This is a genomic window from Streptomyces gamaensis, assembly GCF_042656465.1.
GTDB classification, from domain to species: Bacteria; Actinomycetota; Actinomycetes; order Streptomycetales; family Streptomycetaceae; genus Streptomyces; species Streptomyces gamaensis.
The window spans coordinates 62,038-88,805 of the sequence record NZ_JBHSPB010000029.1 but is presented as its reverse complement, the minus strand read 5'-3'; the positions used below and the strand labels follow the sequence as shown (position 1 = coordinate 88,805).

The following is a 26,768-nucleotide window of genomic DNA, read 5'->3' as shown; positions in this document are numbered from 1 at the left end:
CGAAACACTGCGAGAGGCCAACAACTCCCGCAAATCTTCCGCTTGTTCAAGGGAGGGGCGGAGGTTCACGTCAGGCTCAACGAGACAGGGAGCCTCAAGTGACACTGCAAGGATCACGAGACACTAGAGCCGCCCTGCCCGCCGCGCGAGTTGCAGCGCGCGGTGACCCAGGTTTTCTTCGCGACCACTCAGCGTGGGGAGCATAGGGAGGTCGGTGCCGCCGCAATGGTTGTTGGGCGCGTCAAGGGGAACTTGCACGAGGTCGTTCACAATCCCGCTGCCGCGCGCGACTCTTCCAACGGCCTGAGCACCCTTGGACAGGATGATGCAGGTGTTGTCGAAGGCGGGGTTCGCGATGGCGCCGATTCCACCCGCTGATGCCGGCACCGCACCGGCCAGTGACAGCCATGTCACGGCGGCAATCAGGGTGAGGGCTGCGGCTGTTCTACGAAGTGCCATGCCGGGTGAACGAAGTGCGGGTACATCGGTAACCGGTGGTCAGTCTTCTGCGCGGCTGTCACCACTGATCCGGAAGCCGAAACCTCTCCCGGCCCCGCTGCGCGAGCGCGCGGAAAACGCGACAGGCCCGAGCTCAAGCGTTGTGCTCGGCAGGCTGTGCGGTGGTGTTGTTGTCCGGGGCGGCGTGAGGCGTGCGGCCCGGCATCCATTTCAGCGTGGCGGCCATGCCGAGGCCGAGCGCGACCACGGCGACGCCCGCGGCCAGGTGCATCGCATCGGTGAACGCGGCCTGTGCCTGTCCGGCCAGCGCGGCAGCCGCCGAGGGGTCCAGTTTCTCCGTCTCGGCGAGGGCCCCCGTGATGGACTCCGCCGCACCCGCCCGCGCCGAGTGGGGGAGCGGGCCGAGGGCATCGGTGATGCCGGAGCGGTAGACCGTGGAGACCAATGAGCCCAGTACCGCGACGCCCAGCGCGATGGACACTTCCTGTGCGGTGCTGTTGAGGGCTGCTCCCGCCCCGGCCTTCGCCGGCGACAGCACACTCATGATGCTGCTCGTCGCCGGTGGCACCACGTTGGCCATGCCGCCGCCCCACAGCAGGAAGATCACTATGAGCAGCCACGGGGACGTGCCCGCGTCCACGGCCTGCATGAGCAGGACGGCGGCCAGAGTCATACCCAGCCCGCCGGCCACAACGGCCCTGGTCCCGAACCGCTGCGCCAGGGCCACGCTGCGCGGTGCCAGGAACAGCTGGGCGAGTGCGAAGGGCAGCATCATCAGACCCGCGTGCAGCGGCGACAAACCCCGCACCGACTGCAGGTACAGAGAGATGAAGAAGTAGACGCCGCCCACCGCGAAAAATGCCAGGGACACCGCCCCGACCGCTGCGGACAGCCGCGAGTCGCGGAACAGCCGCACGTCGAATGCCGGGAACCTGGTACGCATCTCGTGCCGGACGAACAGCGCCAGCGTGACGATCCCGACGGCGAGGGCCGTGACCACGGCAGGACTCAGCCACTGGGAGGTCTCGCCACCGTGGACGATGCCCCAGATCATCGCGACCAGGCCGACGAAGGACAGGGCGACGCCGAGCGGATCGAAGCCGCCGGGGGACCCCTTCAGCTCCGGGACGACGAGGGCGACCGCGGCCAGCGCCACCAGGGCCACGGGGATGTTGACCATGAAGATCGAGCCCCACCAGAAGTGTTCGAGCAGGAAACCACCGACGACAGGGCCGATGGCCACGGACGTGCCAATGGCCGCGCCCCACAGGGCGATTGCTCTGCCGCGCTCCCGGTCCCCGAACACATTGGTGATGATCGCCAGGGTCTGAGGCATGATCGCCGCACCGCCGGCACCCATCAGAGCGCGCGCGGCGATCAGTGTCGCGGGGGATTCCGCCAGGGAGGCCACCAGCGATCCCGCGCCGAACACCACGATGCCGCCGATCAGCAGCTTCCTGCGCCCGATCCGGTCGCCGAGCACTCCGGAAGTGAACAGGAGCCCGCCGAAGACCAGGACGTACCCGTTGGTCGCCCATTGCAGCTGCCCCTGCGTAGCACCCAGCCCGGATACCGGGTCGGCGAGTGTCGTCAGCGCCACATTCAGGATGGTCGTGTCGATGATGACCATCAGTAGTCCGGCCACCACGGCGCCGTGGATGAACCAGCGGCGCGGATGTCCGTCGGCCCTCTGTGTCAGGGCGGACTTCCCCGCGGAAGTACGGGCCGTCATGGAATTGCTCCTCCCAGTAAGAACTTCGACGCAAGTTGAGGCTCGCCTCAACATCGCTTTCGCGACCATACGTCAAGTTGAGGGAGTCCTCAACTTGTGTTCACTATGATGGGGAGCCATGAGCACCGAAACGGCGGCCAAGGAGAAGGCAGAGACGCCCCGCCCCAGGCGGAAAGACGCCCGGCGCAACCGGGAGAAGCTGATCGCGGCGGCCACCGAGGTCTTCACCGAGCGGGGACTCGGGGCGCCGCTCGAAGAGATCGCCCGCCGGGCCGGAGTCAGTATCGGAACGCTCTACAACCACTTCCCCTCGCGGGACGACCTGGTCGTCGCCTACTGCCCGACCAGGTTCACCGCCCAGCTCCAGGACGCCGACCGGGCCCTGGAACGCACCCCCTGGGAAGGCTTCGTCTGGTACCTGACGCGCCTGTGCGAACGGCACGCCTGCGACCGCGGACTCGCGGACCTGCTCACCTGGAAACTTCCGGACACCCCGGAACTCCGCGACGCGTGCGCCAGCACCTACGAGCGGACCCGGCGGATCATCGCCCGTGCCCAGGCGGACGGCAGTCTGCGTCCCGACTTCACGCCTCAGGACATGTCGTTCCTGATCTGGTCCAGCGTCTGCGTCATCACGGCGACCTCCGAGGTGGCCCCCGACGCGTGGCGCCGCCACCTGGATCTCCTCCTGGACGGCTGCCGTGCCTCGGCCGCCCACCCCAGTGCCACCCCGCCCATGACCATGGAGCAGCTGCTACGGACGGTCCCGGCGTTGGGAACGGCTACGTCGCAAACGGCCACTTCGCAGCCGACGGAGCAGTGACGTCGGGGATCCCGGTCGGTAGCGGCAGTCACGCATGCCGTGCCCGTGGGGGAACGTGCCGATGGTGCACCGGGGCCGTGCCGGCCCCGGCCTACTTGGCCGCGGGGGCGGGTGACCTGCCGGCAGGCCGGGTGTGCGCGTCCACCTGCCCGATGTCCGACAGCGGATGCTCCTTGCCCGACAGGATTGCGTCGAACTTCTTCTCGCCACTCACGTAGCGCTGGAAGAAGGCCGAGATGTACGTGGTAGCGATCTTCCGCTGGCCGGTTTCGCTCAGCTGGCGGTAGGTCTTCTGGTTGACATCGTGCTGGGGGTGAGGTCGGCAATGGCCCGTGGGCAGAGAACGTCCTCCAGGACCGGTCTTCATCGCGTCGTCCTCCGCGTGGGCCTGCCGACTCGACGGCGACCATTGGGTGTTGAAGTAGTTGTGGTTCGCACCATGCACCGTGATGTCGTGCATTCCGGCCGTGTTGCCTGCCTTTCGCGCATCGTCCAGGAACGTCGCGCCTGTTGTCCCCACGGCACCGTCGCAGGTGCCGCTGACCACGGCGAAGGCGGAATTCACCACGGCGGCATCGGGGTTGAACGCGTCCGTCCCGTCTTCGTCGGGCTGAGCATCGAACGGGTAGGCCGGTGCCAGGGCCAGAACCGCCTTGACGTCCACGCCTGACGGCCACCGATCCCGATGACCTTCGGAGGCGTGCTGCACGACCGCTCGCCCGCCCTGTGAGTGCCCCATGGTTCCCACCCTGCCGAAGTCGATGCTGTTGGTGAAGTCCACGTCACTGCGCTTTCCGGCAGGGTCGGTGAACTTCCCCGCGAGGTCGCCCTTTCCGGTCTCGGAGAGGCTCTTCCACAGCGAGAGATGCTTGTCGACCAGTGCCGCCCGGGCGGCTGCCCCTTCGCCGCCGAGCAGGTTCGCGTTGACGGCGTTGGCGCTGATGGACACGACTACATAGCCTTGACGTGCCAGTTCTTCGCCCAGGTAGTCGTAGCCCCGGTAACTCGGAAGCGCAGCCGACCCGGCCGGGCAGGGCCAGACCCCGTCCTGGCTCGTGCACGGATTCCACATGCCGTGCAGCTGCACAATCATCGGACGGCGGCCGTCACGGACGTCCTTGGGGTAATGCACCACACCGGTCAGTTCCATGGGGATGCCGGTACCGGGGTCCTTGAAGGCAGTGTCCCCCAAGTCGTAGGCCGCGGTACCCACTTCGTGCGCAGCCGAAGACGCCGGATCGTGCGCAGCGGCAAACGCACTGCCTTGAGTGCCGGACACGATCACACCAGACAGACCCACGGCCGCCGCTGCTATGCCTGCCTGTCGGATCCTGCGGTGCCCTGTGGTACGCCGTGCTTGTGCCTGTTCGGTCATTTCTCTTCCTTTGCTGATGTTGGGCCGGTGGAAATCCAGGGCTTGCCCGGACGCGAGGAGCCGGTCCGGGCGATCTGCCACAGCTCCCTCGGTGCTGTCTTCCATCCCTTGGACCGGATCGTGCGCAGCGTTTCCTTGCCCAGCAGCACTGCACCGATCAGCTTCACCGCGAAGCCGAGCAGGGCGAGCAGCACCAGTACTCCGGGCAGGACCAGGTCCAGTCCGCTGTCGTCGTCGAATGCCGACGTGGCGACAACGGCCAGAGCTGCGGCTTCGAACGCATATTGCATGGCCATTCCGCCGAGCACGCACGCTGCCCCCGCTCTCACCTGATTCACGACTCTGCCTTTCGGGTGGTACACCCGGCCTTGCGGGCCAGGCAGGATGATCTTCCTGACTGAAAGTTCAGTCAGCTTCAACGCTAACATCCGACGCACGGTCGCCCCGGCCGGACGCTCCTTCGCCGATCCCGAAGAGATCAGTGCTGGTGTCAACTTCTTCTATAGGTGCCAGATCGTCCTGGAGAGGGACGGCCATCGCCGCACCTGAGCCCTAGATTTTTCTTCACCGAGACCTTCGGCGCGCAGGTGATGTGCTGTTTCCTCGACCGTTCGCCGACCACTTCGGCCGTAAGGTCCACCCCGTCGTGGACCGGCATTCCGCCCGCCTCACGGAAGATCCACGATGCCAACTTTCAGCACCCGCGGCGCGACACCTGCTGCTCGGCGTGACAGAACAGCGCCGAGGACCGGCAAGCGGGCCGGAGCGGCTCAGCATCCGGCGCCGACGGGTTTCCGCAGGAGCGGGGTGGCCGAGGAACCTGCCTTTGTCCGCTGGCTGTTCGGAGGTGAGCGGGGAGAGAAAGCCGACCAGTTCCTCGCCTCGGCGGCACGTGGCGCGGACTCGGCGCTGCGTGCCATGGGCGGTGCCCCGCGTCCGTACGGGGAACCACGAGGCGCGAGGACGTGGAGCCAGCACCTGGTGGCCGGCCTCTACTACACGGACCTGGTCAACAGGATTGTCAGCCCGGAGACCGTCGCCAAGTGGGCCGGTTGTGCTCCCGCCTCCCCCGTGGCCACCACGGCCGACCGGCGGGACGAACTGGAGCTGAAGCAGTGGCTGGCCACGGCGGAGGCGCAGCACCAGGACCCGACACCCGACGTCGGCGCCGGTATCCGGAGCATCGTGAGCAGTATCCCCGGCCTCGAAACCCTGGCCACGACCGTGCAGGGGCTGGCGAGCGAACTGTGGGTACGGGCGGTGGCAGAACCCGCCGAAGCCGCGAGCGCCGCCGAGGGAGCCGGCTGTCTGCTCCCTGCCGCGATGGTCGGGGCCGCGACGGGATCCCCCGCGGCCGCTGCCGGGGCGTATGCGGTGTGTTCACAAATCCCCAGCACACAGGCATTGCAACTGTCCGGGATCAACCGGCAGTTCCGGCCGTTCACCGAGCAGGAGCTCGGGAATCTGACCTGCGACCAATTGCAGGAGACAGTGCCCAGGCGGCAGGACGTGTGGGAGAACGGGCTGGAAGTCACGTACTACATAGTCGCGCCCGGGATCTGGTTCCCCGACGTCATCAATCCGGTGGAGGCGTACAGCGCACCGCTGCGGACTCCTGAGGGGCTGGCCAGGCTGGGATTCTGGTCGCGGGCCGACTGCGACCGGTTCCGGGAACTGGAGGGCCGTGAGAAGGACGGAAAGCTCACCGACGAGGAGGTGCAGGAGTACTACCCCATGCGGGACCTGTACCGCGGGCTCCAGCAGGAGGCTCCCAAGGCGGCACGGCAGGTGCTCGGGCTGTCGGGGGATGAACTGCTTCGCGCGTACACCCGGGTGGCCAAGCTGCACGGCATCCTGGGCCGGCAGGGCACCCCGGACGAGAAGAAGCTCATCGAGATGCTCGGGACCACCGCTGTGGTTGCCCCTTGGGAACTGGACGAGCGATGCCCGGCCCCCGTAGGTACGCTGCGACGCCCGCAAGTGCTACGGGACGAGAGCGATTCCACGGTCAGCTACGTCTTCAACGCGGCCACGGGTGTGACCGGCCGACCCAAGCCGTATGGCCGCCGGTTGCTCCGGGACATCCTCGATCCTGCTCACGAGGGGGACGACACGACCGTGGCGACGGAGCCCGCTTGCGCGGCTGCCGTGTACGGAGCGCCCTCTCTTGTGCAGATCAACGAGGATGCTGTTGCTCTTCTGGTGATGAAGGGGAAGGACGGAAGGAACGTCGCTGTCCTGGGCCCCGACCGCAAGCTCGTGCACGAGTACATGCATGTTCACCAGAACCTCGGCGGGAACGGCGCCAACAATCGCAAAGTGGCGTTCAAGATCGGTTCCCACCGCTATGAAACGGTTCCCAACGAGGCATACGCGGTGGGTGGTACGAACCTCACCGCTGCCATGTGGAAGGCCGAACACCCGGGCATGGTCTCGTTCCTCACTCCCAAGGACGAGGTCGTGCGGCGCAGAGTGCAGCATGATGTCACTGATCCGCACACCGAGGCTGCCGACAGGGCGCTGGCCAAGCAACAGGATGCCCTCCGACGCAAGGAGGCGTCCTGCAGGGGCCGCAGCAACATCGACAGGTGGAAATGCGAGAAGGTACAGAAGGACATCGACAAGTTCGGGACAGCCCGGGAGACGCTGCTGGCGAAGATGAACGACCGTCAGGTGACGATCGCTGTCAACGAGCACACGGCCTTCACCGCCTCGGCCCGGCGGGACGCGTACAACCCTCGCTGTGACGACAGCAACGCTGTGACGGTGAACCTCCCCATCAGCGACGGCCAGTGGGACTACGTCATTGCCGACGAGGAACGGGCCGCGCGCGTCATCGGGAGCGCGGTGCGCGCGACCGGCCAGGGACAGCTGCACTTCGAGGGGTGGGCCGAAGGAGGCATGGCGCCTCAGACGCTCTCCAGTCGCCGCAGCCGACGGGATGCCCGCGGCGGAACCGACGACTGGACGTGTTCCGCACAGGACGGTCAGCGCTGGTACGTGTCCTTCGGGGACTCGTTCCAGGGAGAGGGCAGTCGGCACGTGGGCATCCCCGCACTGCCGTTGGACGCACCCGCGACGCTGCTCACGAACAGGCTGAAGATCGAGGGCGAGCGGCCCGGTGTCCACGACCCCAACATGACGGCTTTCAGCGGCCGTAGCGCCGAAGAGCTCTACTCCGGAACGTACCGCACCGCATCCGGCGACCCGGGCTGTCACCGGGCATTGTGGTCCCCCGCCCGACTGGCAGCAGGAGACGGAGTCGACACCGTCCAGTTCGGCTGTTCCGGCGCCACGACCGCCACGGTACTGACCGACACTCCGTGGAAGGGCCAGTACACAGGCCAGATCAAGCAGTTCAAGGAATGGTGGGCGCGCAACCCCGAGGCTCGTCCGGAGATCGTGGACATATCGATAGGCGGCAATGACCTGGAGGTGTCCAGCATCCTCAAGTGGTGCATTGCTACGGACCTGTTGGAGGTCCATGGCCACTCCCTGCTCAGAGCACCGGGATTCATACACTTCAACAAGTGCAACCCGGACGGCCCGCTCAAGGATGCCGGCAGTGCCGCCTATCGGCAGGTCGCCGGCCGCCTGGTGGAGATTGTCCAGGAGATCAAAGAGGTGTTCACCCAGCACGGTATGACGTACGGGGACGACTACCGAATTGTGCTGAAGTCCTACCCCCAGATCTTCCCGCCGGAGCGGCAGTACCAGCCGTCGCATCCGACACTCCCTCAGGAGATCGAAAAGATCGTGAATATCGGCGATCGCCTGAACGACCTGCACAACAACCTCGACAACCTGCCGCGCGCAGTATCCGACGCCGAGTCCGCCTTGGACGATCTGCTTCAGCTGATATACCCGCGCGCCGAGGCCGGTGGATTCCCCGTCGATGCCCAGTCCGTCAGTTACCTACGGAAGATCGGCAAGAATCTGAACCAGGCCGTGAAATCGGCCGGATACATCGCGGGCGTGGACTTCCTTGACCTCGCTGAGGCGTTCGACGGACACGAACTGGGGAACAAAGGAGCACAGTTCCAGCAGAAGGGGCCGGACCAGACGGGAGCCGACGGTCGGCCTGTCACCACGGGCCTGATCCCTGTGAGCCGACTGCACTGGGTGAACCCGCTCATTCTCACGGACGGTGCCCAGGGCATCCAGGAATCGTTCCACCCTGGCTTCCCCGGCTACCAGGCAATCAGCTCGGCGATGAGGTCCTTCTACGAACAGGTCATGGGCTCGGACGGCCTGATGGACGGCAAAGCCCTGGTGGACAGTTCGTCGAACCCGGGCCGTACTACCGCGACAGCGAGACGACGCGATTCCGGGCACGGTCTCTACCGGCTGAGCATCACCGACATCAAACATGTCGAGGGGACGGAAAGCGGAGGGACGAGCGAACTCTTCGGCATGGTACTCCTGATATCTTCGCAGGACCTGGTCAGGTCCTTCTACCGCACTCGCGAACAGTGGCGGAAGTACGGCAGGGGCGAGTCCATGCTCCAGGACGGTACTCCGGTCGAAACGGTGCTCAACGGCGAGGCGAGCCCGGAGGATCAGTTCATGATCCGGTGGAAGATTCTTGAGGCCGATTGGGGGTTCTGGGACTCCGATGACAGTATCGGATCAGGGCGGTTGACCATTGCACAGCGGCAGCTGGCCGCATGGCGCGCTGAAGGAACTCTGGCCTGTCACAGGCCTCATACGGCCACACAGACGGTTGAGAGCGAGGAAGGCAAAGTCGAGATCCAGTACAAGATCGAGTGGACCGGGGGCGCATGCGCGCACGTGCCCCCACCGCCGGCCGCGCCGGTCGGCGAGACTCCCGCGCGACGTGCTCAGCGTGAACGTGAAGAGGCGGCACGCCGCCTGCTGCGGAACAGCTTCAGGGTGCATCCCTGAGCGCGGGGTCGTGCCGGGCGAAGCAGCCGACGCCAAGTGCCGTGCCAGGTCCTGCAGTCAGCGGATCTCGGCCTGGACGGTGCCGAACCGCTCGGTCTCCCGGCGAGGCCGGGAGACCGAGCGGTTCGGCGCCACCAAAGGTGTTCCAGGCCCGTCAACCGGGCACGCTCACCATGCCGATGGACCGCCCGCCGCGGCCGGACGGCTCAGGAGCACTCGACCCGGTCGCGAGGCTCGTACCGCGTCCGGAACGTCTCACGCTTGACGTCCTTGCCGCCTGAGCGGAACACCCGGTCCACGTTGACGTCGAAGCCCTCCAGCGGGGTCTGGGGCTCGCACCCGGTTCCGCTGCCCGGGCGGGTGCCCGGCTGCTTCACATTGGTCCGCGGACCCTTCTCGGCCTTGATCTCGTCGTACTTCTTCGTGCCGAGGAAGGTCACGGTCACCGAGGTGTCCGTCGAACTGGCAAGGGCGTAAAGGGCGTTGCCGGAGTCGTTCTTGAACTTCAGGTCGAGGCTGCCCCAGGCCACCGTGGCCTCGCGCCCTTCGGGGTACCGCTCGATGTAGAAGGAATGCGCACCGTACTCCACGGGCTTGACCCCGGCGAAGAATATGGCGTTGAAGACGGTGGTGGCGACGGCGGACACACCACCGCCGAGTTCCTTGGTGTACTGGCCGTTACGGATGATGGTGCCGTCGACGAAGCCGTTCTCCTTCGTCCGTTCGCCGACCGTGCGGTTGAAGCTCCAGGTCTCGTCCGGCAGCACGACCGAGCCGTTGATCAGTTTGGCCGCGCGCCCGATGTTCGTCTTGCGGTAGTCGGCCGCCTCGAAGTCCACCGTGAAGGAGGAGACCTTCTCCTTGAGGCCGAGCTTCTCGACATTGGCCCGTGTCAGCCTGGGCTCGACCTTCTCGGTGGCCACCTCGCCGGTGCGCTGCTGGGCCCCCTTCTTGGTGAGGAGGGGCAGAACGGCATCCCGTACGGTCCGGGCGGTGGCTTCCTTGCCGGGCTTGCCGTCGGATTCGACCACGACCCGGTCGCCGTCCAGTCGCAGAGTGGCGTCGGTTGCCTTCTGTGTGGCGTTCCCGAGCGGACTGGCCACGTTCGGGTCCTTGAGCAGTCCCTCGCTGTCGAGTTCCGCCCGCAGTTCGCCGGAGTCGTCCGCCTGCAGTTTCAGGTACTTGCCGAGGACCGACGGGGCGATGCCGATCCTCTTGCCGCCCGTGGTGAGGGTCACCGGGCCGGACATCGCCGGCTGCGCGAACTCCCGCAGCGCACGCTCTGTCTTGTCCTTGTCGGTCTTGGGCGAGGTGGTGCGGGTGGGCAGTTCCACCGGATTGCTGTCCGGGGCGAGATAGGCCGAGCGCAGCGTTCCCAGAGCGCGGCCGGTGTCGAGCGCACGGCCGACCCGTGCTTCAGTGACCTGGGGTTTGCCCTTGGCGAAGGAGACAGTGCCCTCCTGCACCTTCTGGTCGTGTTTCCTGGCCAGTTGGGCCAGCGCCTCGCGGGCCTTGTCCTCATCGAGGCGGGTCACCGGCTCGACCTCGCCTCCGCCGGCGCCGAAGAGACGGCCGATGACCGAGAACGGGCCGATCTCCGAGTTCACCGCTCGGGCAGCGGTCGCCCGGCTGTCGAAGGACAGCCCTGCCGTGTTCGGGTCGATCACGTCGGTCCGGTCGCCCACGCGGACCTTGACCGGGGCGGTCCGGGAGTCGCCGAGGTGCTTGTCGAGCTTCTGCTGGGCCGCCGCCTGGTCGAGCCCTCCGATGTCCACGCCGCGCACCCGCGTTCGGTCAGGAGCCGTGTCACCGGTGGTGAGCAGCCCCGTGAGGTAGAGCCCACCGGCCCCCAGCACTGCCGCACCGCCTGCGAGCGCGGCCCGGCGCCGGTGCGGCCGCCTCGTGGAGAGGGACCGGGAGCCCTCGGCGGAGGAGGGCTGGGGCGTGGGGTTGTTCATGGGTCTCCCTTGCAGCAACTCCGCGAATCGGCGCAGATCACATCGCGTGGTGGCCGCGATGGTGGCGCCGGGGAACGCGCGGATCTGTGCACCGTCAGCGCGTTCCAGAGACCCTAACAAGCCTGGGGTTTTGATCAGATAAATTCCCTATAGCCGTACTGTCCGGGTGGTCCCGCTCAGCGTCGGAAGGTCGAACCCGAGTTCCGTAAGGGTGCGGTGCGGATCGTGGGACATCAGAACCGGCCGTCGGCCCCGTCGGCATGCTCCGGGGAGGCGGTCTCCCGGCGCCTCACCAGTGCGGCCGCCTTGCGCCGGGCCGCGAGGCCGAGGGCCAGCAGTATACCGGTCAGGGCGATGCTGATGCCGATCCCGGTGGCGCCCGTGTGAGGGAGGCTGCCGGAGGGCGAGGAGCCCTCGGAGCGATCGCTCGGCTTGCTGCCGTCGGCCGTCGCGGAGCCGTCCGCGCCATCGGCCCCGGATCCCGAGCCGCCGCTTGCGACACCCGTGAAGTGCAGCTTCGCATGGGCCGACGTGCCCTGGAGGGATGGGGGCGCGTCCTTCGGCAGCATGGCGGTGTAGCGCAGGTGCGCGCTCGCCCGGCCGCCGACCGTCAGCGGACCGAGACCGGTGTCGCTGCCGGGAGCGGCCTGCTTGCCCACTGTGCTGACGGGCCCGGTGCAGCCGCCCTTGGCATTCCAACTGCCGTCGCATGCCTCGACGGTGAGCCTGAGCCCGCCCGGCCCTGCCAGCGGGCCGTCGGTGGTGAGGGAGCCATCCGCCGTCACCGGGTGGTCGCTGCGGTTGGTGAGGTCGAAGTAGCGGACGACACGGTCGCCCGGCAGGAGGTTGTCGACCGGGGCGCGCAGGTCCACGCCGCGGCCGGGCTCGATCGCCAGCACCGGGGTTCCGGTGTCGCCGGGGGGAGCCGCGTGGGCCGGCTGCTGGGCCGTACCCAGGGTGAGGAGAGCGGCTGTACCGGCCGTGGTGGCCGCGAGGACGCGCCGCGTACGGAGGAACGTGCGCCGTATGGTGCTGGTCATTGGAGTATCCGGGATTTCGTGCGGAGGGTGTGGGGCTTCGCGGATTCACGTATGCGCGTATGCGCGTATTCGCGCATGGAGACGGCCCCGGTCGGTCGGCCGGGGCCCTTCCTCGGGGGTGGGGGTCAGGTGGTGGGCTTGTTCTTGACGCCCGTGCTGGTGAATTTCACGTTGAACTTGGCCGTCTTGCCCTGGTACTTGGCATCGGCGTCGGCGGGCAGCGAGAAGACGAACTTGAGGAGCTTGGACTCCTTGGCCCTCAGCGTGAAGGCGCCGACCTTGGCGGGGTCGGCGACCGGGGCGCAGCTCTTGCCGTCCTCGGAGCACAGCTCCAGCTTCTGATTCAGCCCTGGCGCCAGTTCGCCTCGGGGGGTGTACTCGGTGGCCACGCTCTGGGCGAGCGTTCCCGTGTTGGTCACCTTCACCTCGCGGGACTCCGTGTCACCCGGGAGCATGTTGGAATTGCCGACATTGAACGCGGTGGCGCCGGAGGAGTCGGCGGCGAGGTTGACCGTACCCGCCTTGAACTCACCGGTTCCCATCTCGGCCGAGGACGTCCACGCGGCGTATCCGCCCGCCGACGCCAGGCCCACGCCCGCCAGGAGCGCGGCCCCGGCCACTGCTACCGACCGCTTACCGCGTGCCGACCGCTTACCGCGCTTCTCGCCTCGAATACTCATCTGTTCGGTCTCCGACCTGTTCTTGAAGTTTGCACTTGATGTGGTGGCCTGCCGCCATGTAGATCCCGATCGGCGCGCGGGCATGACGGGCGGCCCCCGTGATCTGGGTCACGCGCACTGTCCGGAAGCAGGCGTTATCCTGGCAAATATCCTGACTGAAAATTCAGTCAGTAGGGAGTTGGCAGAGATGAACACGTCCCGTAGGCGCCGCATGGTCCGCCTCGGAGCCGTGACGGCCGCCGTCGTCGCGGGAATGCTGCTGCAGGTTGCCTGCGGCAGCGGCAACCAGAAAGGAAAGGCAGTGGACGAGTTCCCCAAAGGCGGCGTGATGCCCGCGGAGACCGGCCGGCACGACGGCGTCTACATGGCGTGGCCGACGGCAGAGGTCTGGGAGGACATGGCCGACGGCGTGCAGAACGACATCGCGAAGATCGCCCGGACCATCGCCGAGTACGAACCGGTGTACCTGTTCGCCGGAGCAGCCCAGGTGGAGAAGGCGCGCAAGCAGGTCGGGCCGGACGTCACCGTCATCGAGCAGCCGGTCGACGACCTGTGGATGCGCGACACCGCACCGACCTTCGTGCGGGCCGGCGAGGGCCTCGCGGCCGTCGACTTCGGCTTCAACGGCTGGGGCGGCAAGCAGGAGCACCAGCGGGACGCCGATGTCGCCCGGCGGGTCGCCGAGGTCGCGGGCGTACCGAGGGTGAAGGCGTCCCTCGTGGCGGAGGGCGGCTCGCTTGAGACCGACGGTGACGGCACCCTCATGGCGACCGAGAGCTCCCTCGTCAACGACAACCGCAACCCGGGCAAGTCGCGTGACGACATCGAGCGGGAGCTCAAGCGGCTCCTCGGCGTGCAGAAGGTGATCTGGTTCAAGGGCGTGAAGGACAAGGAGATCACCGACTACCACATCGACGGGATCGCCCGCTTCACCTCTCCCGGCACGGTCCTGCTGAGCGCCCCGGCACCCGGCACCGAGCCGAACGATTTCACCCGGGCCTACGAACAGGCCAAGGAAGTCCTGGCGAACTCCACCGACGCCAAGGGGCGCAAGCTCCGCGTCGTCGAGGTCCCCGAGGTCGACCCGGCCAAGGTGGGGCAGGAGGACATCGACGACTTCAGTGGCACATACGTCAACTACTACGTCGCCAACGGTGCTGTGATCATGCCGAAGTTCGGTGATGAGGAAGCCGACCGCAAGGCGGCGGACATCGTCGCGGAGCTGTATCCGGGCCGCGAGGTACGGCAATTGAGCATCAGCACGCTGGTCCAGGGAGGCGGCGCCATTCACTGCTCCACCCAGCAACTTCCGTTGCGCACGCCGTAACCGAAAGCGTGCGCTCACCGGTCGTAACCTGCGCCAGTCCCGCATCAAGGCGGCACTGACAAGAACAGTGGGTGTAGACAGTGAAGTTGTTCAAGGAAAAGGGAGAGGGAGAGGCGTCCGACGGGCTGCGATACGACTCCCGTTTCGCAACACTGCTGTTGGACAGTTACCAGCGAGTGGTGGGACGGCCGATGTGCGAACGGGCCTGGACAACGGACCGCGAGGCCGCGGAATGGCTGTACACGCGGGCACCCTTTGGCCTGCTCGTGCACGACACGTCGCCTGTCCCCGTCTTCGTGTACGCCAATCGCACCGCCCTGGCCCGATTCGCGTACACCTGGGAGGAGTTCATCGGCCTGCCGTCGCGGCTCTCGGCCCAGCCGGGAGCCCAGCAGGACCGGGACGCCTACCTGAGACGCGTCTCCCAGTACGGGTACGCCACCGGATACCGCGGCATGCGCGTCACCAAGGACGGACGCCGATTCTGGATCGAGAACGTCACCACCTGGAACCTGACGGACGCCGACGGCTCCCGCCACGGGCAGGCCACCGTGGTGCGCTCCTGGGCGGACGAGGACCCGGGACCGGCCAGGGCCGGATGAGTCGACGGGGCGGGGCGCTCCGGTGTCCGGGACGGGGATGTGTGACACCGGAGCGTTCGCCGTCACCATGAACGCCCCCACCCAGGCCGCCGATCAGCTTCACACGGTCGTGGTCACCTCTGCAGCAACTGCGCGATCGCCTGCGCCATCGGTTCCTGACCGACGCGGTGACGGCCGCGGCCGGGTTCCTGTCCCGGCGCCGTCACGTCATTCGAGGCCGCCACGAAGCCGCGTCCCGAGCCGATGCGGACCAAGGGGCCTGGGGCCGACATCAGCGCTGTCCTGCTGACGGAGGCCGGCGACAAGTCCGCAGTGTCTGCGGTCCGAGGCGTCCTTCGACCACCTGCGCGGCGTCGCTCCCCTACCCGTCGGCTCCGGCATGACCAACCGCCACCGACCGAACCGCGGCGGCGGCCGGGAGGCGAACCGGTCCTTCTCCACGTGGGCCGTCAACTGCCTCATCCATCCCCTCCAAAGCACGTACTGAAGCACGTACTGACGCGGCACGATGAGCCGCCGACGGCAAAACGGGATCCGAGATCGTCCTCCGATGCCTGTTTCACATCCTGGGCGGGGAGGTGATGAGCCTCGACCAGGAGAACGCCGTACCCGAAGCCCTTGTCGAGGGCCGGTTCCGCGCCTTGCAGCACTAAAGGCTTATGAAGGTCGGCACGTTCGTCTGACGCCTCAGATGGATGTCCTTTGCATGATTGATCGGGAAGTTACCTGTTGATGCTGAAGGAATTCTTTATGAAGCGCGTCAGTTCCCGTCGTGGGAACGTCCTTGCCGCTGTTCTCGGCGGGTCGGCCATCGCCTCGATCGCGATGACGGGCATCGCCCAGGCCGCCCCGGCCGCTCCGGCTGCCCCGGCCGGCAGCGGTTCCGGCGCACACGTGGTCTCGGACCAGCCCCACGATGCTGGCGGCCTGAAGGTGCTCCTGGAGAAGCACGGCCTGACGGGCAAGTCGATTGCCAAGGACACCTTCACTGGCAGCATCGTGGCCCGTGACGTCAAGACCGGTGCGGAGACGGTGCTGGTCGACAGCACCAAGGGTGCCTACCAGGGGTCGGACTTCCGTTACCTGGGCGAGCAGTCCACCACCGGGCTCCTGCTGTTCCAGGACGCGGTGTCCGGCAAGGTCTTCAAGGTCGATGTCCGCAAGGGCTCCGTCACCGAGATCACCAGCAAGCGCATCCCGGTGACGGTCAAGACCCCTGACGGCAAGTACGCCACGTACGTGGTGGAGAAGGGGAAGAACGGCACCACCGTCAAGGACAACAAGGGCAAGCCCGTCCACGACCTCAAGCAGCGCAAGCCGAGGCCGTCGGTGGGGACGCAGACCGATGAGGCGAGGCCTTCGGTGGGGGCGAAGCCGTCGGTCGGCACGCAGACCGAGGAGACGAAGCCCGGGGCTGAGGGTGGTGACCTGGGTTCGATCCTGGATGGTATTGAGCTGCCGGACTTCTCGGACGAGGCGAATCTGGTGGAGTTCGACAAGCAGCGCAAGCAGTACGAGGAGCAGAAGGCCAAGGAGGCCAAGGGGACCGAGGGGACGAAGTCCGGCTCGGACAGTGGCAATGAGACCGATCCTGCTGGGGGTAAGGACAGCAGGATTGCGGCGGCAGCCGATGAACTGGCACAGCTCGCGGATACCAACCGTACTGCCTACCTGGCTTGGCTGGACGCAGGGAAGAAGATGCGGGCGATGCTGCTGGACAGCAGTTGTGACCTTAAATGCGATATCAAGGGGGCACAGGAAGCCTACGTATTGGCGGGTGCGAAGTTGACCGATACGCGGAAGCCGTACTACTCCAAGTGGTATTCCTTCGTTGAGTTGGTGGGTGGCGAGGAGAAGGCGGGAGTCGCCCACTCGGAGCTCCGCGAGGCGATGAAGCGCAATGGCTTCGCGCCGTTCACCGGTATCGGGTAACTCCCGCTGTGTCACTTTGATCTCTTGGTGACGATCTCCTTGAACCTCTTTCATCCCGGTTCTTGAAGGGTGAAAGGGCTGGTCAGAGGGTGGCGTGACGAGGCAGGGCCCCTCGCCGTTGCTGTGGTGATCCCCATTCATCACGCAGCGGCCGGGGCCCTGTTGGTTGTGTGTCCTTCCCTACCAGACATCCCCGGCAGGGCCCGGGACAACTACCGGGGTGTGCCGTCCGGGCGGGCGACGCCCTGCGCTTTCATCCCATGCCGCCCGCCGGCGTTTGAGGGCGGCGAAGGCCCGCTCGATGGGTGCGCGGAGTTGGGTGTGGGCAGAGTGGGTCCGTTGCTCGTGACCGTTGTGTCTTTGCCGCCTCGGGCGGCGGACCTCGGTCCGGACAGAGCCGCCGGAATTGGGGTGACCCAGGTCGGCGATGGTTTCCACACCGTGACGTAGGCAGCGGGCTGGGCAAAGGTATCGCCCTCGGCGAACCGGAGAGGCAGCATGACCTCCTGGTCGTAGGAGGTCAACGCCCGCCAGGATCCACCCTGTTCGCTCCTTCGGGGTGGCGCTTCAAGTTCTCCAGCCAGGAAATCAGGTTGTCAGCGACGTCGAGGGCGGCACGATAGGTGACCACCAGCCTATTTCGTCATGGGTTCCGACGTCGCCCTGTCCAGGCACGATCAGAAGAGCTCGCTGAGCCACTTTCATCCTGTGCTGCGGGCTGAAAGCCGCTGGTCAGGGGGCCGGTGACGCGGCAGGGCCCCTCGTCGCTGCGGTGGTGATCTCACCCAACACCGGCGACCAAGGGGCCCTGTTGGTTCCGTATCCTTCTGTGCTCGATGTCCCTACGAGTTTGTTGAGCATGTCTCGTGGCTGATCCACGCCCGCCAGGGTCTCCGTGACGACGGCTTGGCCCTGGTGGGCCTGGGTGAAGGCGACTTCGTCATCGTTGACGACACCCTCATCTCCGCCGACCGCATCAAAGCGGACGAGCCCTACTACGGCCAGAAACATAAGATGCAGGGCATGAACGGCAGGTCGTCGCCCGCCCGGACGGGACTCCGCTGTGGTTCTCGCGCGTTGCCCGGCCGGACCCACGAATGCTGGCGCCACCGTCCGCACCCCCTACTACCGGCACCACGAACTGCCCGAGCATTACCAGTGGTTCAATCGCGTCCATGCGCCCCTGCGAGCGCCCGGCGAATGCGCCTTCGCTCGGCTGAATTCCTGGCGCATCCTCCGCCGGCACCATGCTCCATCAACCGCATCAACCGCACCGTCCAGGCCGTCCACACCCGCCGCGCGTCGCGGCCATGTTGGGTGTGCCGACGACGAGTTCGGTGTTGAGATGGGCGTTTATCGCGTAGCTGAGCAGGCGACAGGAGCGCAGGTCGATGGCGGTGGCAGGCAGCGCTTGCCCTCGGCGGTGGAGATTTCGGTCATGTCGCCGCACCAGGCGACATCCGGAGCCGGAACGGTGAACTTCCCCCGGACCAGGTCCGGGGCGACGGGCTGCTTGCCCTGCTGGGTCAGCGGCCCGACGCACCTTCCTTACGAGGGGAGGGACACTGCCGGGCATCACTTCGCATGTCCGCTGAACCAGCTACCGGCCCCTGAATGTTCCTGGATCTGGGGCCGAGGCTTACGCTCTTCAGCTGGTGCGTTGGCGGGTTTGCTTGGCTGCTGAGCGACAGGTGCGGCGGCCAGGTTGGGCCCCGCTGCTTGCGCGGGGGGCGACTGTGCTTCGCTGGAGACGTCGAGCGTGATCTTTTCCTGGGGTGGCTGTTGCACCGAGACCTTCTGGTTCGCTGCGATAACGAGGCATCCCCTGTCCGTTTCGAACACGACGGTGGTGCCCTGGTCAGGGGTGATGGTGTACTCGACGGCTTCTGGTCCTACGTATCTGATGTAGACGCTTACGTGGGGGTGCAGACGGATGTCAGCAGTCTGGCCGGTGAGGCCGTTGAAAGTCACATCGAGGTTGTTGCCGTGGTGCTGAATGCTGGGTCGGGCGCCGACGACCGGCGTCACCTTCGGTTGGAGTACGTTCGTCGCCTTGATGGCCACGTGCACGGTCCGATCGGCCGGCGGAATGTTCCTGACATGGGTGAACCACCCAGGCGCGTGCAGGACCGTGGCCTCCGGCATGTAGTCCAGCGGGTCGAGACCCGTGACGGTGCCGAACTCCGCCGTTGCCTCTTGGGGCTTCTTGAAGTCCTGGTATTTGATGAGCTTGCGGGTGGTGCTGTCCGCGTACGTCTTGGCCCAGTTCTCCTCCAGGTCGACGATGGGGCCGTGGAGCCCCTGCATACCCTTGTTGTCGAACTGTCCGGCCGACAGGTCGAACGCCCAGCGCTTGCCGCCGCGTTCCCCCACGACCACGTAGTGGTTGGCATACGTGCGCTGGTCGGCGTTGTCCCAGATGCCCATGCCCCGGTAGCGGATGTTTTTGAAGCCGTTCTCCTTCATGTAGGAGGCGACCGGGCCCATCAGGTCTTTGCACTTGCCCGCCGGGTTACGGATCATGTCGGCTACGGTTCCTGCCCGCAGGACCCCGTCGTCCAGGATGTGTTCGTTCGTCGGCCGGTTCCGTACCCCAGTGAGCAACTCGCTCTGGATGGTGACCTCGTCGGGCTCCAGAGCGGACTGCTTCAGACGGCTGCTGACCGGCTTGAACTCGCGGACCGGCTCGATGCGGAACTCTGGGGCACCGGCCCCGACGTAGACCTTCACCCCTCTGCCCTCGGCGAGTGCCCAGTGGCCGTCGGACAACGTCAGGCCGGCGTCGTCGATCAGGTCGAATTCGCTGTACCGCGGCTTGAGGTGCGGGTTGATGCCCGCGTTGTTGAGGCCGGCCACCTTGCCGTTCTTGGTCGCGGTCATGGCATGAAGCATAACCTCCCTGACATTCTCACGTTCCGCAAGAGGAATATCCGTGAGTCGATTCAGGGCTGTCCCGTCAATCGTTTCGAAACCGATAATCGCAACACGTTGCCCCGGAGGTATCCTGCGCAGGTTCTCCTCGCCGAGGACCACCTTTTTCCCGGGGCCGCCAAGGAAGTCACCGAAGCTGCTTCCGCGGGTCGCGTCGCGCAGTCTCAGTGCTTCGGCACTGTCGATGACCCCGGCGAGCTCATCCACCCGCAGAACGGCGTCCCATCCTCTATCACCCTGCCGGAATGCCTTCTGGGCCAGGTCCTTGTTGTCGGCGAGGGCCGAGGCGTATGCCGACGCCTTCTGCACCGGGCCCACGCCACGCGCGACACCGGCCTTCCGCGCGATCTCGTGCGCCAGGATCCTTTTCCGGCCCTGCCGGACGATGCCCTGGCCCCGCCGCACGAGCGATTGCAGGCCCTTGGCGCGCTGTACTTTGGCGGCCGGTCCTACGGCCGCCCGCAGGAACTTGGCGGCAGCAGTCACATCCAGCCCCGTGCCCCCGATGGCGAAGACCATGCCCAGTTCTGCGTCGTCCTCCGCCTCTCGGCGCACGTCTCCCCGGTCGGCGACCCGGGCGAGCTGCCCCTGGTAGACGGAAGAGGCGATGCCGGCGCCCCCGGCCACAAGGCTCAGCCCCAGAGCCGTGCCACCCGTCGTCACCATCGCCCCGAGTGTTGCCAGGTTGTTGAGGGCAGCCATGGAGTTGCGCCCGAACTTCAGGCCCTGGTCCCGCTGTTGCTCCTCAGGCGTGTACACAGCGGCATTCGCATCTTCTCGGATCCGCCGCAGTCCCGCCTCCCAGAGCCTTTCGAAAGGGCTGTCCGACTCCTCGAAGACGATTGCGGAAATAGGAGGCCTGCCGAGTTCCTCTTGAATCTCTTTGAGACCGCGAGCGTCATGCCCGGATATGCGACGCGTCGTATGGTCATCCTGAAAATCCTCTGGCTCGGCGCGACCGCTCTCGAACATCGAGAGATGCGGCCGGATGAACTCTTCGAGGCGGGTGGAGTTCCAGGCATCCCGCCACATGAAGGTTTCGCCGGTGGCGACAGACAGGAGCAGCTTGGATGTGCCCTCGTCGAGGGCAACGAGGTTGGGAACCACTTGTCCCTTGAGGATCACCAGCTGTGGTTTTTTCTGCCCGGCCAGGTAGCCGGGGAGCGCGTCCATCAGGACCAGGTCCTGTGCCGAGGTCCTCCCGACTATCCTGGCGGCTGCTCCCTTGATCCGATTTTCCGCGAACTTCGTGTACGCGCCCTTGATCTCGGGGGTCTCGAGAGGTGTGAGCGCGTCCTGCAGCACTTTGTCCCCGACCTTTCGCCGGGCAGCGTCCCCCAGAGCCGCAGTGATGAGGGGGCCTGGAATGTCCTTGGGCGGTTTGTGATATGTGCGGATCCACCCGTTGCTGGTCAGGTCGTTCTCCCGGTGCATCTCGCCCAGCGCGACCTCACGAAGGGTGAACTCCCTCCGCTTCTCCGGCAGGCCCTTGGGGTCGTGCAGATCGGTGCGCTGCAGTGCATGGTGATAGAAGGCTGTGAATCGGGCGTCGAGGTTCACAGTCCGTGCGGTGGCCGACCCGCTGACATCTTCCAGAACAGTCCTGATCGTCGCGTCTATCTTTTCCGCTGCGCTTTCCCTGTCCTGGGAGGAGACGGTGAAATCCTGCAGCCATGGGTCGATGGCGGCGAAAGCGTCCTCGGTGTGCGGGCTGGGCCGGTTTTCCGGTCCATTGCGTTTCTTGCGGGACAGCGAGGCTCGCTGAGACCGTGTCAAGGTGGTGTCACGGGGGCCGGGTGTCTTCCTGTCCCGGCTTTGGGGCACGGGTGTCCGGGAAAGGGCAGGGCTGTCATTGTTCGGCGTGCCTATGGTGTTCGCTCGGGAGCCGGCCCAGGCTGTCAGGCCGTTGCGGGCCATCGGTGACAGTTGCTGGCCGGTGCCGGTATCCGTGCTCTGGTCTGCCCGGCGCGGCCGGGTGGGATGCGCCTGTGCCGGGGTGAAACCGTTCACGGCGGCGAGGCCGGCGAGGAGCATGGTGGCCTGTCCCCAACGGCTCAAGCGTCGCACCTCGAAGTCGGACAGCTGGCTGTTACGCATCGTCTGCTGCGCCCAGCGATCGGCCTCCTTCGTTTCCTTGTGCTTGCCACCCTTTTGTCCCCCCATGTGGAGGTACTGGGCATTGCGAAATTCGGCAGCCCGCGTCATGACGTGTCTCCTCCTGGTCCAGCAGCACTCCGCCAAACCTGGTCGAAGTCGCCTGCTTCAGATTCCGGCACCATATCGAGCTTCGAAAGAAGGGCGAGGTGGTGAAAGTGCAGCCTTCAAGACGAGTCAGGAATCGCCTTGAGACAGCAAGGCCGGTAAACACCGATTCCATAAAATCTGCCATTGCCGGGCGACCCGCTCAACCGTCCGGCAGTGGCCGCCAAGTAACCTGATCCCCTTTTCGGAAGCCGCCCCGCGGCGAGACGATTCAACAGTCCTGGAACAGCCGCTGGTGGCGAGCGCCTCATGGCTCACTCGAATATAAACCTAGGCCCCGGCGATACCGTCAGCCTTGAGGTCGATATTGCGGCTATGGCAGAAGTTGACGCCGGTGTACACGGCAGAGTTCCGTCACGATGACGGAACTCCGAGGCATGCTCTGGACCGTCACACGCCGGCCGTTGCACGCGCTCACCGAGGGGAACCGCGGACCGCGAGGGAGCCAGGTGGCATCGCAAGGGCCGGGTGGAGGTCGATACCGCCCGGCCCCTGGAGTACGCCCGGCCCCTGCCCTGCCGGCCGACGTGGGGAGCGGTACGGACGTTCCGCTCCCGTAGTTCCTGAGGATCCGTCAGGCGGGCGCAACCATCGTTGCCCGGCGGAGCGGTGCGCGTAAACGGAAGCCCTTCACCCATCCACTGCCGGGCGGGCGATGCTCAGGCCCTGCCCGCGGCGTTCGGTCCGCCACGCGGCCAGGAACAGTCCGATCCGCTCCCGGCACTCGTCGGGAAGGCCGCTCGGGCAGTTGCCGCGTGCGATCATGTTCCCGAAGTGCCGCGCGCGGACTGCGACGTCGAGCCGGGCAAAGAGCTTGGCGCCACACCTTCCCGACATCTGCCTGACATCTTCCTGACAAGCGTTGGCGAACATCCCCCGCATGTTGACTGTCAAGCGCCGCACCCGTACCCGTACCACTGTCCTGTTCGCTGGAGCTGTCGGCGCCGTTCTCGTCCTGACCGGATGCGGCGGTGACACCGATTCCCTATCCGGTGCCGGGCAGGACGGGAGGAAGAGCGACGAAGTCGCTTCCGTCACCGGTGAGGGAGGTGCCAAGTCCTCCGGCGGGGCGGCGAAGGCCGACGACGTCGAGAAGGGGCGGCCGCAGCTGCGTCTGGACACCTCCAGGGAGGAAGAGTCCCGGCTCTGGAACGCCTACAAGTCCTGCCTGAAGCAGAACGGCGTCAAGCTGGCACCTGCCCCAGGGCAGGGCGGTGCCGGTGACGGCATCCCCGAGGTCGGCGAACCCAAGGCCGCCTTCGACACGTGCCAGGGCAAGATGCCGTTGATGCCGCCGGAGCTGGACCGCGACAAGAATCCGAAGTACATGGAGGACTATCGGTCCTGGATCCGCTGCATCAACAAGGACGGCGTCCTCGTCAACGGAATGGCCGACGGGGAAGGATGGACGTTCGCCGAGAACGCCGCGAAGTCCCCCGAGCAGATCGACGAGATCAGCAACAACTGTCAGCGGGAGGCGTTCGGTGGCGGCAAGCACTGACCCGGCGCGCCCCGGCGTCGTGGAAGAGAAGCAGGCGGCCGCCCCGTACGGTGCCGCTGTCGGAAAGCGGCGGACCGTCCTCGTGGTCGGCGCCCTGGCCGTGGTGGCGGCTGTGGCCGGCGGTGTATGGACGTTCGTGCCCGGTGGAACGGACAAGAAAGGCACGGCGGTTGAGCTCCCGGAGCTGCGGTTCGAACGGGTCGTCAAGACCGACCTGGCCAACGTGACCGAGCTGTCCGGCACGCTGGGCTACGGCACCGAACGCAAGCTGAAGGGCGGCAAGAAGGGGCTGGTGACCCGGCTTCCCGAGGCCGGGGCGACCGCCGAGCGCGGCAAGCCGCTCTACTGGGTCGACGACCGGCCGGTCGTCGTCTTCTTCGGCGGCACCCCGCTGTTCCGTACCCTCGAAGTCCCCGCCAAGGGCAAGCAGCCGATCGTCGGCCGGGACGTGAAGGTCGTGGCGGACAACCTCACGGCGCTCGGGTACGACATCGGCGCCCAGGAGCGCACTGGTCAGCCCAGGACCGCGCCGTCCGGCACAGCACCCGCCGTCCGCGATCAGCAACTCTCCGAGGGTCGACTCTCCGGGGGCCAACTCTCCGAGGACACAGTCGAGTTCACCCCCGGGTTGTCTGCCGCGCTCAAGCGCTGGCAGCGGGCCGTCGGCATGGAGGCGACGGGTACGCTCCAGGTCGGTGACCTCGCGGTGCTGCCCGGCACGGTCCGGGTCAGCGGCGTCCTCGCCGCGCTCGGCGACGACGCCACCGGGGAGGTGCTGGCCGTCACCTCGAACCGTAAGGCGGTCACCGTGCCCATGGACATCAACCAGTCCGGCCAGGCCGGGAAGGGGGCCCGAGCCACCGTCGTGCTGCCCGACGGGACCGAGGCCGAGGCCAAGGTCGAACAGGTCGGCAGAGTCACCAGGACCACGGGCCAGGACTCCGGCGACGGGCAGGCGCCGCAGAAGCTGGACGTCACCGTCGTACTGGACGACGATTCGGCGGCCAAGGCGCTGGACACGGCATCCGTGCGGGTTCGCTTCGTCGCCGAGACCCGCCGCGGCGTACTCGCGGTGCCCGTCGGCGCGCTGACCGCGCTGCGCGAGGGCGGCTACGCGGTGCAGCTCCCCGACCGCTCGCTCGTCGCGGTGAAGACCGGCATGTTCGCGCGCGGCATGGTGGAGATCAGCGGCCGGGGCGTGCAGGAGGGCACCAGGGTGGTGACTTCCTCATGACACCGGTCCTCGCGGTGCGGAACGCCTGCAAGAGCTACCCCGGCGGCGTCGGGGCACTCGTCGACGCCACGTTCAGCATCGGCAAGGGCGAACTCGTCGGCATCGTCGGCCCGTCGGGCTCCGGCAAGTCCACCCTGCTCAACATCATGGGCACACTCGACCGGCCCACCAGCGGCACCGTCGAGATCGAGGGGCAGGACGTGTCCGCGCTGAACGACTGGCAGCTGTCCGCCCTGCGCGCCCACCACATCGGCTTCGTCTTCCAGCAGTTCCACCTCACCGACGGTATGTCGGCCATCGAGAACGTCACAACGGGACTGCTCTACGCGGGAGTTGCCCGCAGGCACCGTCGTGCGCTCGCCGTCGAGGCGCTGCAGCGGGTCGGCCTCGGGCACCGTACGGGCCATCTGCCGCACCAGCTCTCCGGCGGCGAACGCCAGCGTGTCGCGATCGCCCGCGCCCTCGTGAGCGACCCCGCGCTGATCCTCGCCGACGAGCCCACCGGGGCCCTCGACACCGCCAACGGACGCGCCGTGATGGAGCTGCTGCGACAGCTGAGCGCGGACGACGTCACCATCGCGGTCATCACCCACGACCGGGCCGTCGCGGACGGGTTGCCGCGACGCGTCGAGATCCTGGACGGCCGCATCGTCTCCGACAGCGGTACACCCACCCCCGGCCCGACCCCGGACGACGCCCCCACCCTGGCCCTGCCGACTTCCACGAACCTCACAGCGAGCGAACGGACATGACCCCTCATCACCATCGGATCACCCGGTCCAGGCTCTCGCCCCGCGACACGCTCCACCTCGGCCTGGTCGGACTGCGCATCCGCAAGGCGCGGGCCGTGCTCTCCGCCCTCGGCATCTCGATCGGCATCGCCACGCTGATCGTCGTCATCGGACTGCCCGCCTCCAGCGAGCGGGCGTTGATGAAGGAGATGGAGGCGATGGGCACCAACATGCTGCGCGCCCAGCCCCGGCCGGACCAGCAACCCCCGGTGAAGCTCGCCGAGAACGCGGTGGGCTCCGTCGAGCGCATCGGCCCCGTCACCCAGGCCAGCGCGGTCGCCAACACGCATGCCCTGGTGCGGCGTTCGGACCGTGTCGACGAGAACGACGCCGCCGGACTGACCGTGCTGGCCGCCGGACTCGACCTCCTCGACACCGTCGGAGCGAAGCTCGGCTCCGGCCGCTTCCTGGACAAGGCCGCGGAGAACTTCCCCACCGCGGTGCTCGGCCACCAGGCCGCAGCTCGCCTGGGCGTCGGCGAACCCACCCCCGGGCAGCGGCCCCCGCAGGTGCGCATCGGCCAGGAGTGGTTCACGGTGATCGGCGTCCTGGCGCCCGTACGGCTCGCGTCCGACCTCGACCAGTCGGTCCTGGTCGGCTGGGAAGCCGCACAGGCCCGGCTCGGCTTCGACGGGCACCCGACGGTCGTGTACGTACGCGCCAAGGAGGCCGCCGTCGAGGACGTACGGGCCGTGCTCGGCCCGACCCTCAACCCGGAGCGACCCGGCCTCGTCCAGGTCAGCCGCCCCTCCGACGCCCTGGCCGCCAAGCGCGCCACGGAGTCCACCTTCTCCGCGCTCTTCCTGGGCCTGGCCGGGGTGGCCCTCCTGGTCGGCGGGATCGGCGTGGCCAACACGATGGTGATCTCCGTACTGGAGCGCCGCAAGGAGATCGGCCTGCGCCGGGCGCTCGGCGCCAACTCGGGGCAGATCCGCACCCAGTTCCTCACCGAGTCCGTCGCCCTCTCCGGCCTGGGCGGAGTGGCGGGCGCCCTGCTGGGCACCGCGGCGACCGTCGGCTTCGCCGCGGCCCAGGGCTGGCAGCCGGTGATCCCGGCCGGCTCGGTCGCGGCGGGCATCGGCGCCGCGGTTGTCGTGGGCGCGATGGCCGGTGTGTATCCGTCGGTACGGGCCGCGCGCCTCACCCCGGTCGAGGCACTGGCCGGGAGCTGACACCGCACAACCGGGGCGAAATGCCGGATACGCTTATCCTCGTA

The 26,768-nt window shown here is 67.0% G+C and carries 19 protein-coding genes and 1 pseudogene; 11 read left to right on the top strand and 9 right to left on the bottom strand.

Annotated features, from left to right (window positions below):
• Positions 1–123 precede the first annotated feature (123 nt).
• Positions 124–414 carry a hypothetical protein gene (locus ACFP1Z_RS30800; RefSeq protein WP_390321012.1) on the bottom strand — a complete coding sequence of 97 codons (291 nt, stop codon included), beginning with the start codon at positions 412–414 and terminating at the stop codon, positions 124–126.
• A 178-nt stretch (positions 415–592) separates the two neighbouring features.
• Positions 593–2,191, bottom strand: coding sequence for an MFS transporter (locus tag ACFP1Z_RS30795; protein ID WP_390321011.1), 1,599 nt, complete (start codon positions 2,189–2,191; stop codon positions 593–595).
• Between the two features lie 118 nt (positions 2,192–2,309).
• Between ACFP1Z_RS30795 and ACFP1Z_RS30790 the strand changes: the two genes are divergently transcribed.
• Positions 2,310–3,014, top strand: a complete 705-nt coding sequence (locus tag ACFP1Z_RS30790) for a TetR/AcrR family transcriptional regulator (protein WP_390321010.1) — start codon at positions 2,310–2,312, stop codon at positions 3,012–3,014.
• A gap of 91 nt (positions 3,015–3,105) precedes the next feature.
• Here the strand turns inward: ACFP1Z_RS30790 and ACFP1Z_RS30785 are convergent, their stop codons facing one another.
• Both ACFP1Z_RS30785 and ACFP1Z_RS30780 read right to left on the bottom strand, forming a co-directional pair.
• Positions 3,106–4,389, bottom strand: a complete 1,284-nt coding sequence (locus ACFP1Z_RS30785) for an alpha/beta hydrolase (RefSeq protein ID WP_390321009.1) — start codon at positions 4,387–4,389, stop codon at positions 3,106–3,108.
• Complete coding sequence (locus ACFP1Z_RS30780) at positions 4,386–4,808, bottom strand: hypothetical protein (RefSeq protein WP_390321008.1); 423 nt, start codon at positions 4,806–4,808, stop codon at positions 4,386–4,388. Before ACFP1Z_RS30780 ends, ACFP1Z_RS30785 begins: the two co-directional genes overlap by 4 nt.
• Positions 4,809–5,196: 388 nt before the next feature.
• Here ACFP1Z_RS30780 and ACFP1Z_RS30775 point away from each other — a divergent pair, with 388 nt between their 5' ends.
• On the top strand, positions 5,197–9,294 hold the full coding sequence (locus ACFP1Z_RS30775) for an SGNH/GDSL hydrolase family protein (RefSeq protein WP_390321007.1): 4,098 nt from the start codon (positions 5,197–5,199) through the stop codon (positions 9,292–9,294).
• Positions 9,295–9,500: 206 nt separating this feature from the next.
• Here ACFP1Z_RS30775 and ACFP1Z_RS30770 read toward each other — a convergent pair whose 3' ends face one another.
• From ACFP1Z_RS30770 to ACFP1Z_RS30760, 3 genes are all read right to left on the bottom strand, one after another.
• On the bottom strand, positions 9,501–11,252 hold the full coding sequence (locus tag ACFP1Z_RS30770) for a VanW family protein (RefSeq protein ID WP_390321006.1): 1,752 nt from the start codon (positions 11,250–11,252) through the stop codon (positions 9,501–9,503).
• A 233-nt stretch (positions 11,253–11,485) separates the two neighbouring features.
• Positions 11,486–12,292, bottom strand: a complete 807-nt coding sequence (locus ACFP1Z_RS30765; protein WP_390321005.1) for a hypothetical protein — start codon at positions 12,290–12,292, stop codon at positions 11,486–11,488.
• A gap of 125 nt (positions 12,293–12,417) precedes the next feature.
• Positions 12,418–12,972 carry a TasA family protein gene (locus ACFP1Z_RS30760; protein ID WP_390321004.1) on the bottom strand — a complete coding sequence of 185 codons (555 nt, stop codon included), beginning with the start codon at positions 12,970–12,972 and terminating at the stop codon, positions 12,418–12,420.
• A 187-nt stretch (positions 12,973–13,159) separates the two neighbouring features.
• On the opposite strand from ACFP1Z_RS30760, the gene ACFP1Z_RS30755 reads away from it, so the two are divergent.
• From ACFP1Z_RS30755 to ACFP1Z_RS30735, 5 genes and pseudogenes are all read left to right on the top strand, one after another.
• On the top strand, positions 13,160–14,299 hold the full coding sequence (locus ACFP1Z_RS30755; RefSeq protein WP_390321003.1) for an agmatine deiminase family protein: 1,140 nt from the start codon (positions 13,160–13,162) through the stop codon (positions 14,297–14,299).
• A gap of 86 nt (positions 14,300–14,385) precedes the next feature.
• Entirely contained in the window at positions 14,386–14,901 is a 516-nt protein-coding gene (locus ACFP1Z_RS30750) for an MEKHLA domain-containing protein (protein WP_390321002.1), read from the top strand.
• Between the two features lie 379 nt (positions 14,902–15,280).
• Positions 15,281–15,388 carry a hypothetical protein gene (locus tag ACFP1Z_RS30745; protein WP_390321001.1) on the top strand — a complete coding sequence of 36 codons (108 nt, stop codon included), beginning with the start codon at positions 15,281–15,283 and terminating at the stop codon, positions 15,386–15,388.
• A 245-nt stretch (positions 15,389–15,633) separates the two neighbouring features.
• A complete protein-coding gene (locus ACFP1Z_RS30740) occupies positions 15,634–16,833 on the top strand; it encodes a hypothetical protein (protein WP_390321000.1) in 1,200 nt (399 codons plus the stop codon).
• A 718-nt stretch (positions 16,834–17,551) separates the two neighbouring features.
• A pseudogene (locus ACFP1Z_RS30735) lies at positions 17,552–18,177 on the top strand (transposase).
• A gap of 231 nt (positions 18,178–18,408) precedes the next feature.
• Here ACFP1Z_RS30735 and ACFP1Z_RS30730 read toward each other — a convergent pair.
• Positions 18,409–21,969, bottom strand: a complete 3,561-nt coding sequence (locus ACFP1Z_RS30730) for a hypothetical protein (protein ID WP_390320999.1) — start codon at positions 21,967–21,969, stop codon at positions 18,409–18,411.
• Between the two features lie 687 nt (positions 21,970–22,656).
• Positions 22,657–22,899 (bottom strand): hypothetical protein, encoded by a 243-nt coding sequence (locus ACFP1Z_RS30725; RefSeq protein WP_390320998.1) that lies wholly within the window; start codon positions 22,897–22,899, stop codon positions 22,657–22,659.
• A 7-nt stretch (positions 22,900–22,906) separates the two neighbouring features.
• On the opposite strand from ACFP1Z_RS30725, the gene ACFP1Z_RS30720 reads away from it, so the two are divergent.
• The 4 genes from ACFP1Z_RS30720 to ACFP1Z_RS30705 are packed head-to-tail and all read left to right on the top strand — an operon-like array spanning position 22,907 to position 26,724.
• Positions 22,907–23,527 carry a hypothetical protein gene (locus ACFP1Z_RS30720; protein WP_390320997.1) on the top strand — a complete coding sequence of 207 codons (621 nt, stop codon included), beginning with the start codon at positions 22,907–22,909 and terminating at the stop codon, positions 23,525–23,527.
• On the top strand, positions 23,511–24,761 hold the full coding sequence (locus ACFP1Z_RS30715) for an efflux RND transporter periplasmic adaptor subunit (protein ID WP_390320996.1): 1,251 nt from the start codon (positions 23,511–23,513) through the stop codon (positions 24,759–24,761). The genes ACFP1Z_RS30720 and ACFP1Z_RS30715 overlap by 17 nt, the downstream gene beginning before the upstream one ends.
• The gene (locus tag ACFP1Z_RS30710) at positions 24,758–25,513 is read left to right on the top strand and encodes an ABC transporter ATP-binding protein (protein ID WP_390320995.1); all 756 of its coding nucleotides are present in this window, start codon (positions 24,758–24,760) and stop codon (positions 25,511–25,513) included. The genes ACFP1Z_RS30715 and ACFP1Z_RS30710 overlap by 4 nt, the downstream gene beginning before the upstream one ends.
• Positions 25,510–26,724 carry an ABC transporter permease gene (locus ACFP1Z_RS30705; protein ID WP_390320994.1) on the top strand — a complete coding sequence of 405 codons (1,215 nt, stop codon included), beginning with the start codon at positions 25,510–25,512 and terminating at the stop codon, positions 26,722–26,724. The genes ACFP1Z_RS30710 and ACFP1Z_RS30705 overlap by 4 nt, the downstream gene beginning before the upstream one ends.
• The last annotated feature ends 44 nt before the right edge of the window (positions 26,725–26,768 follow it).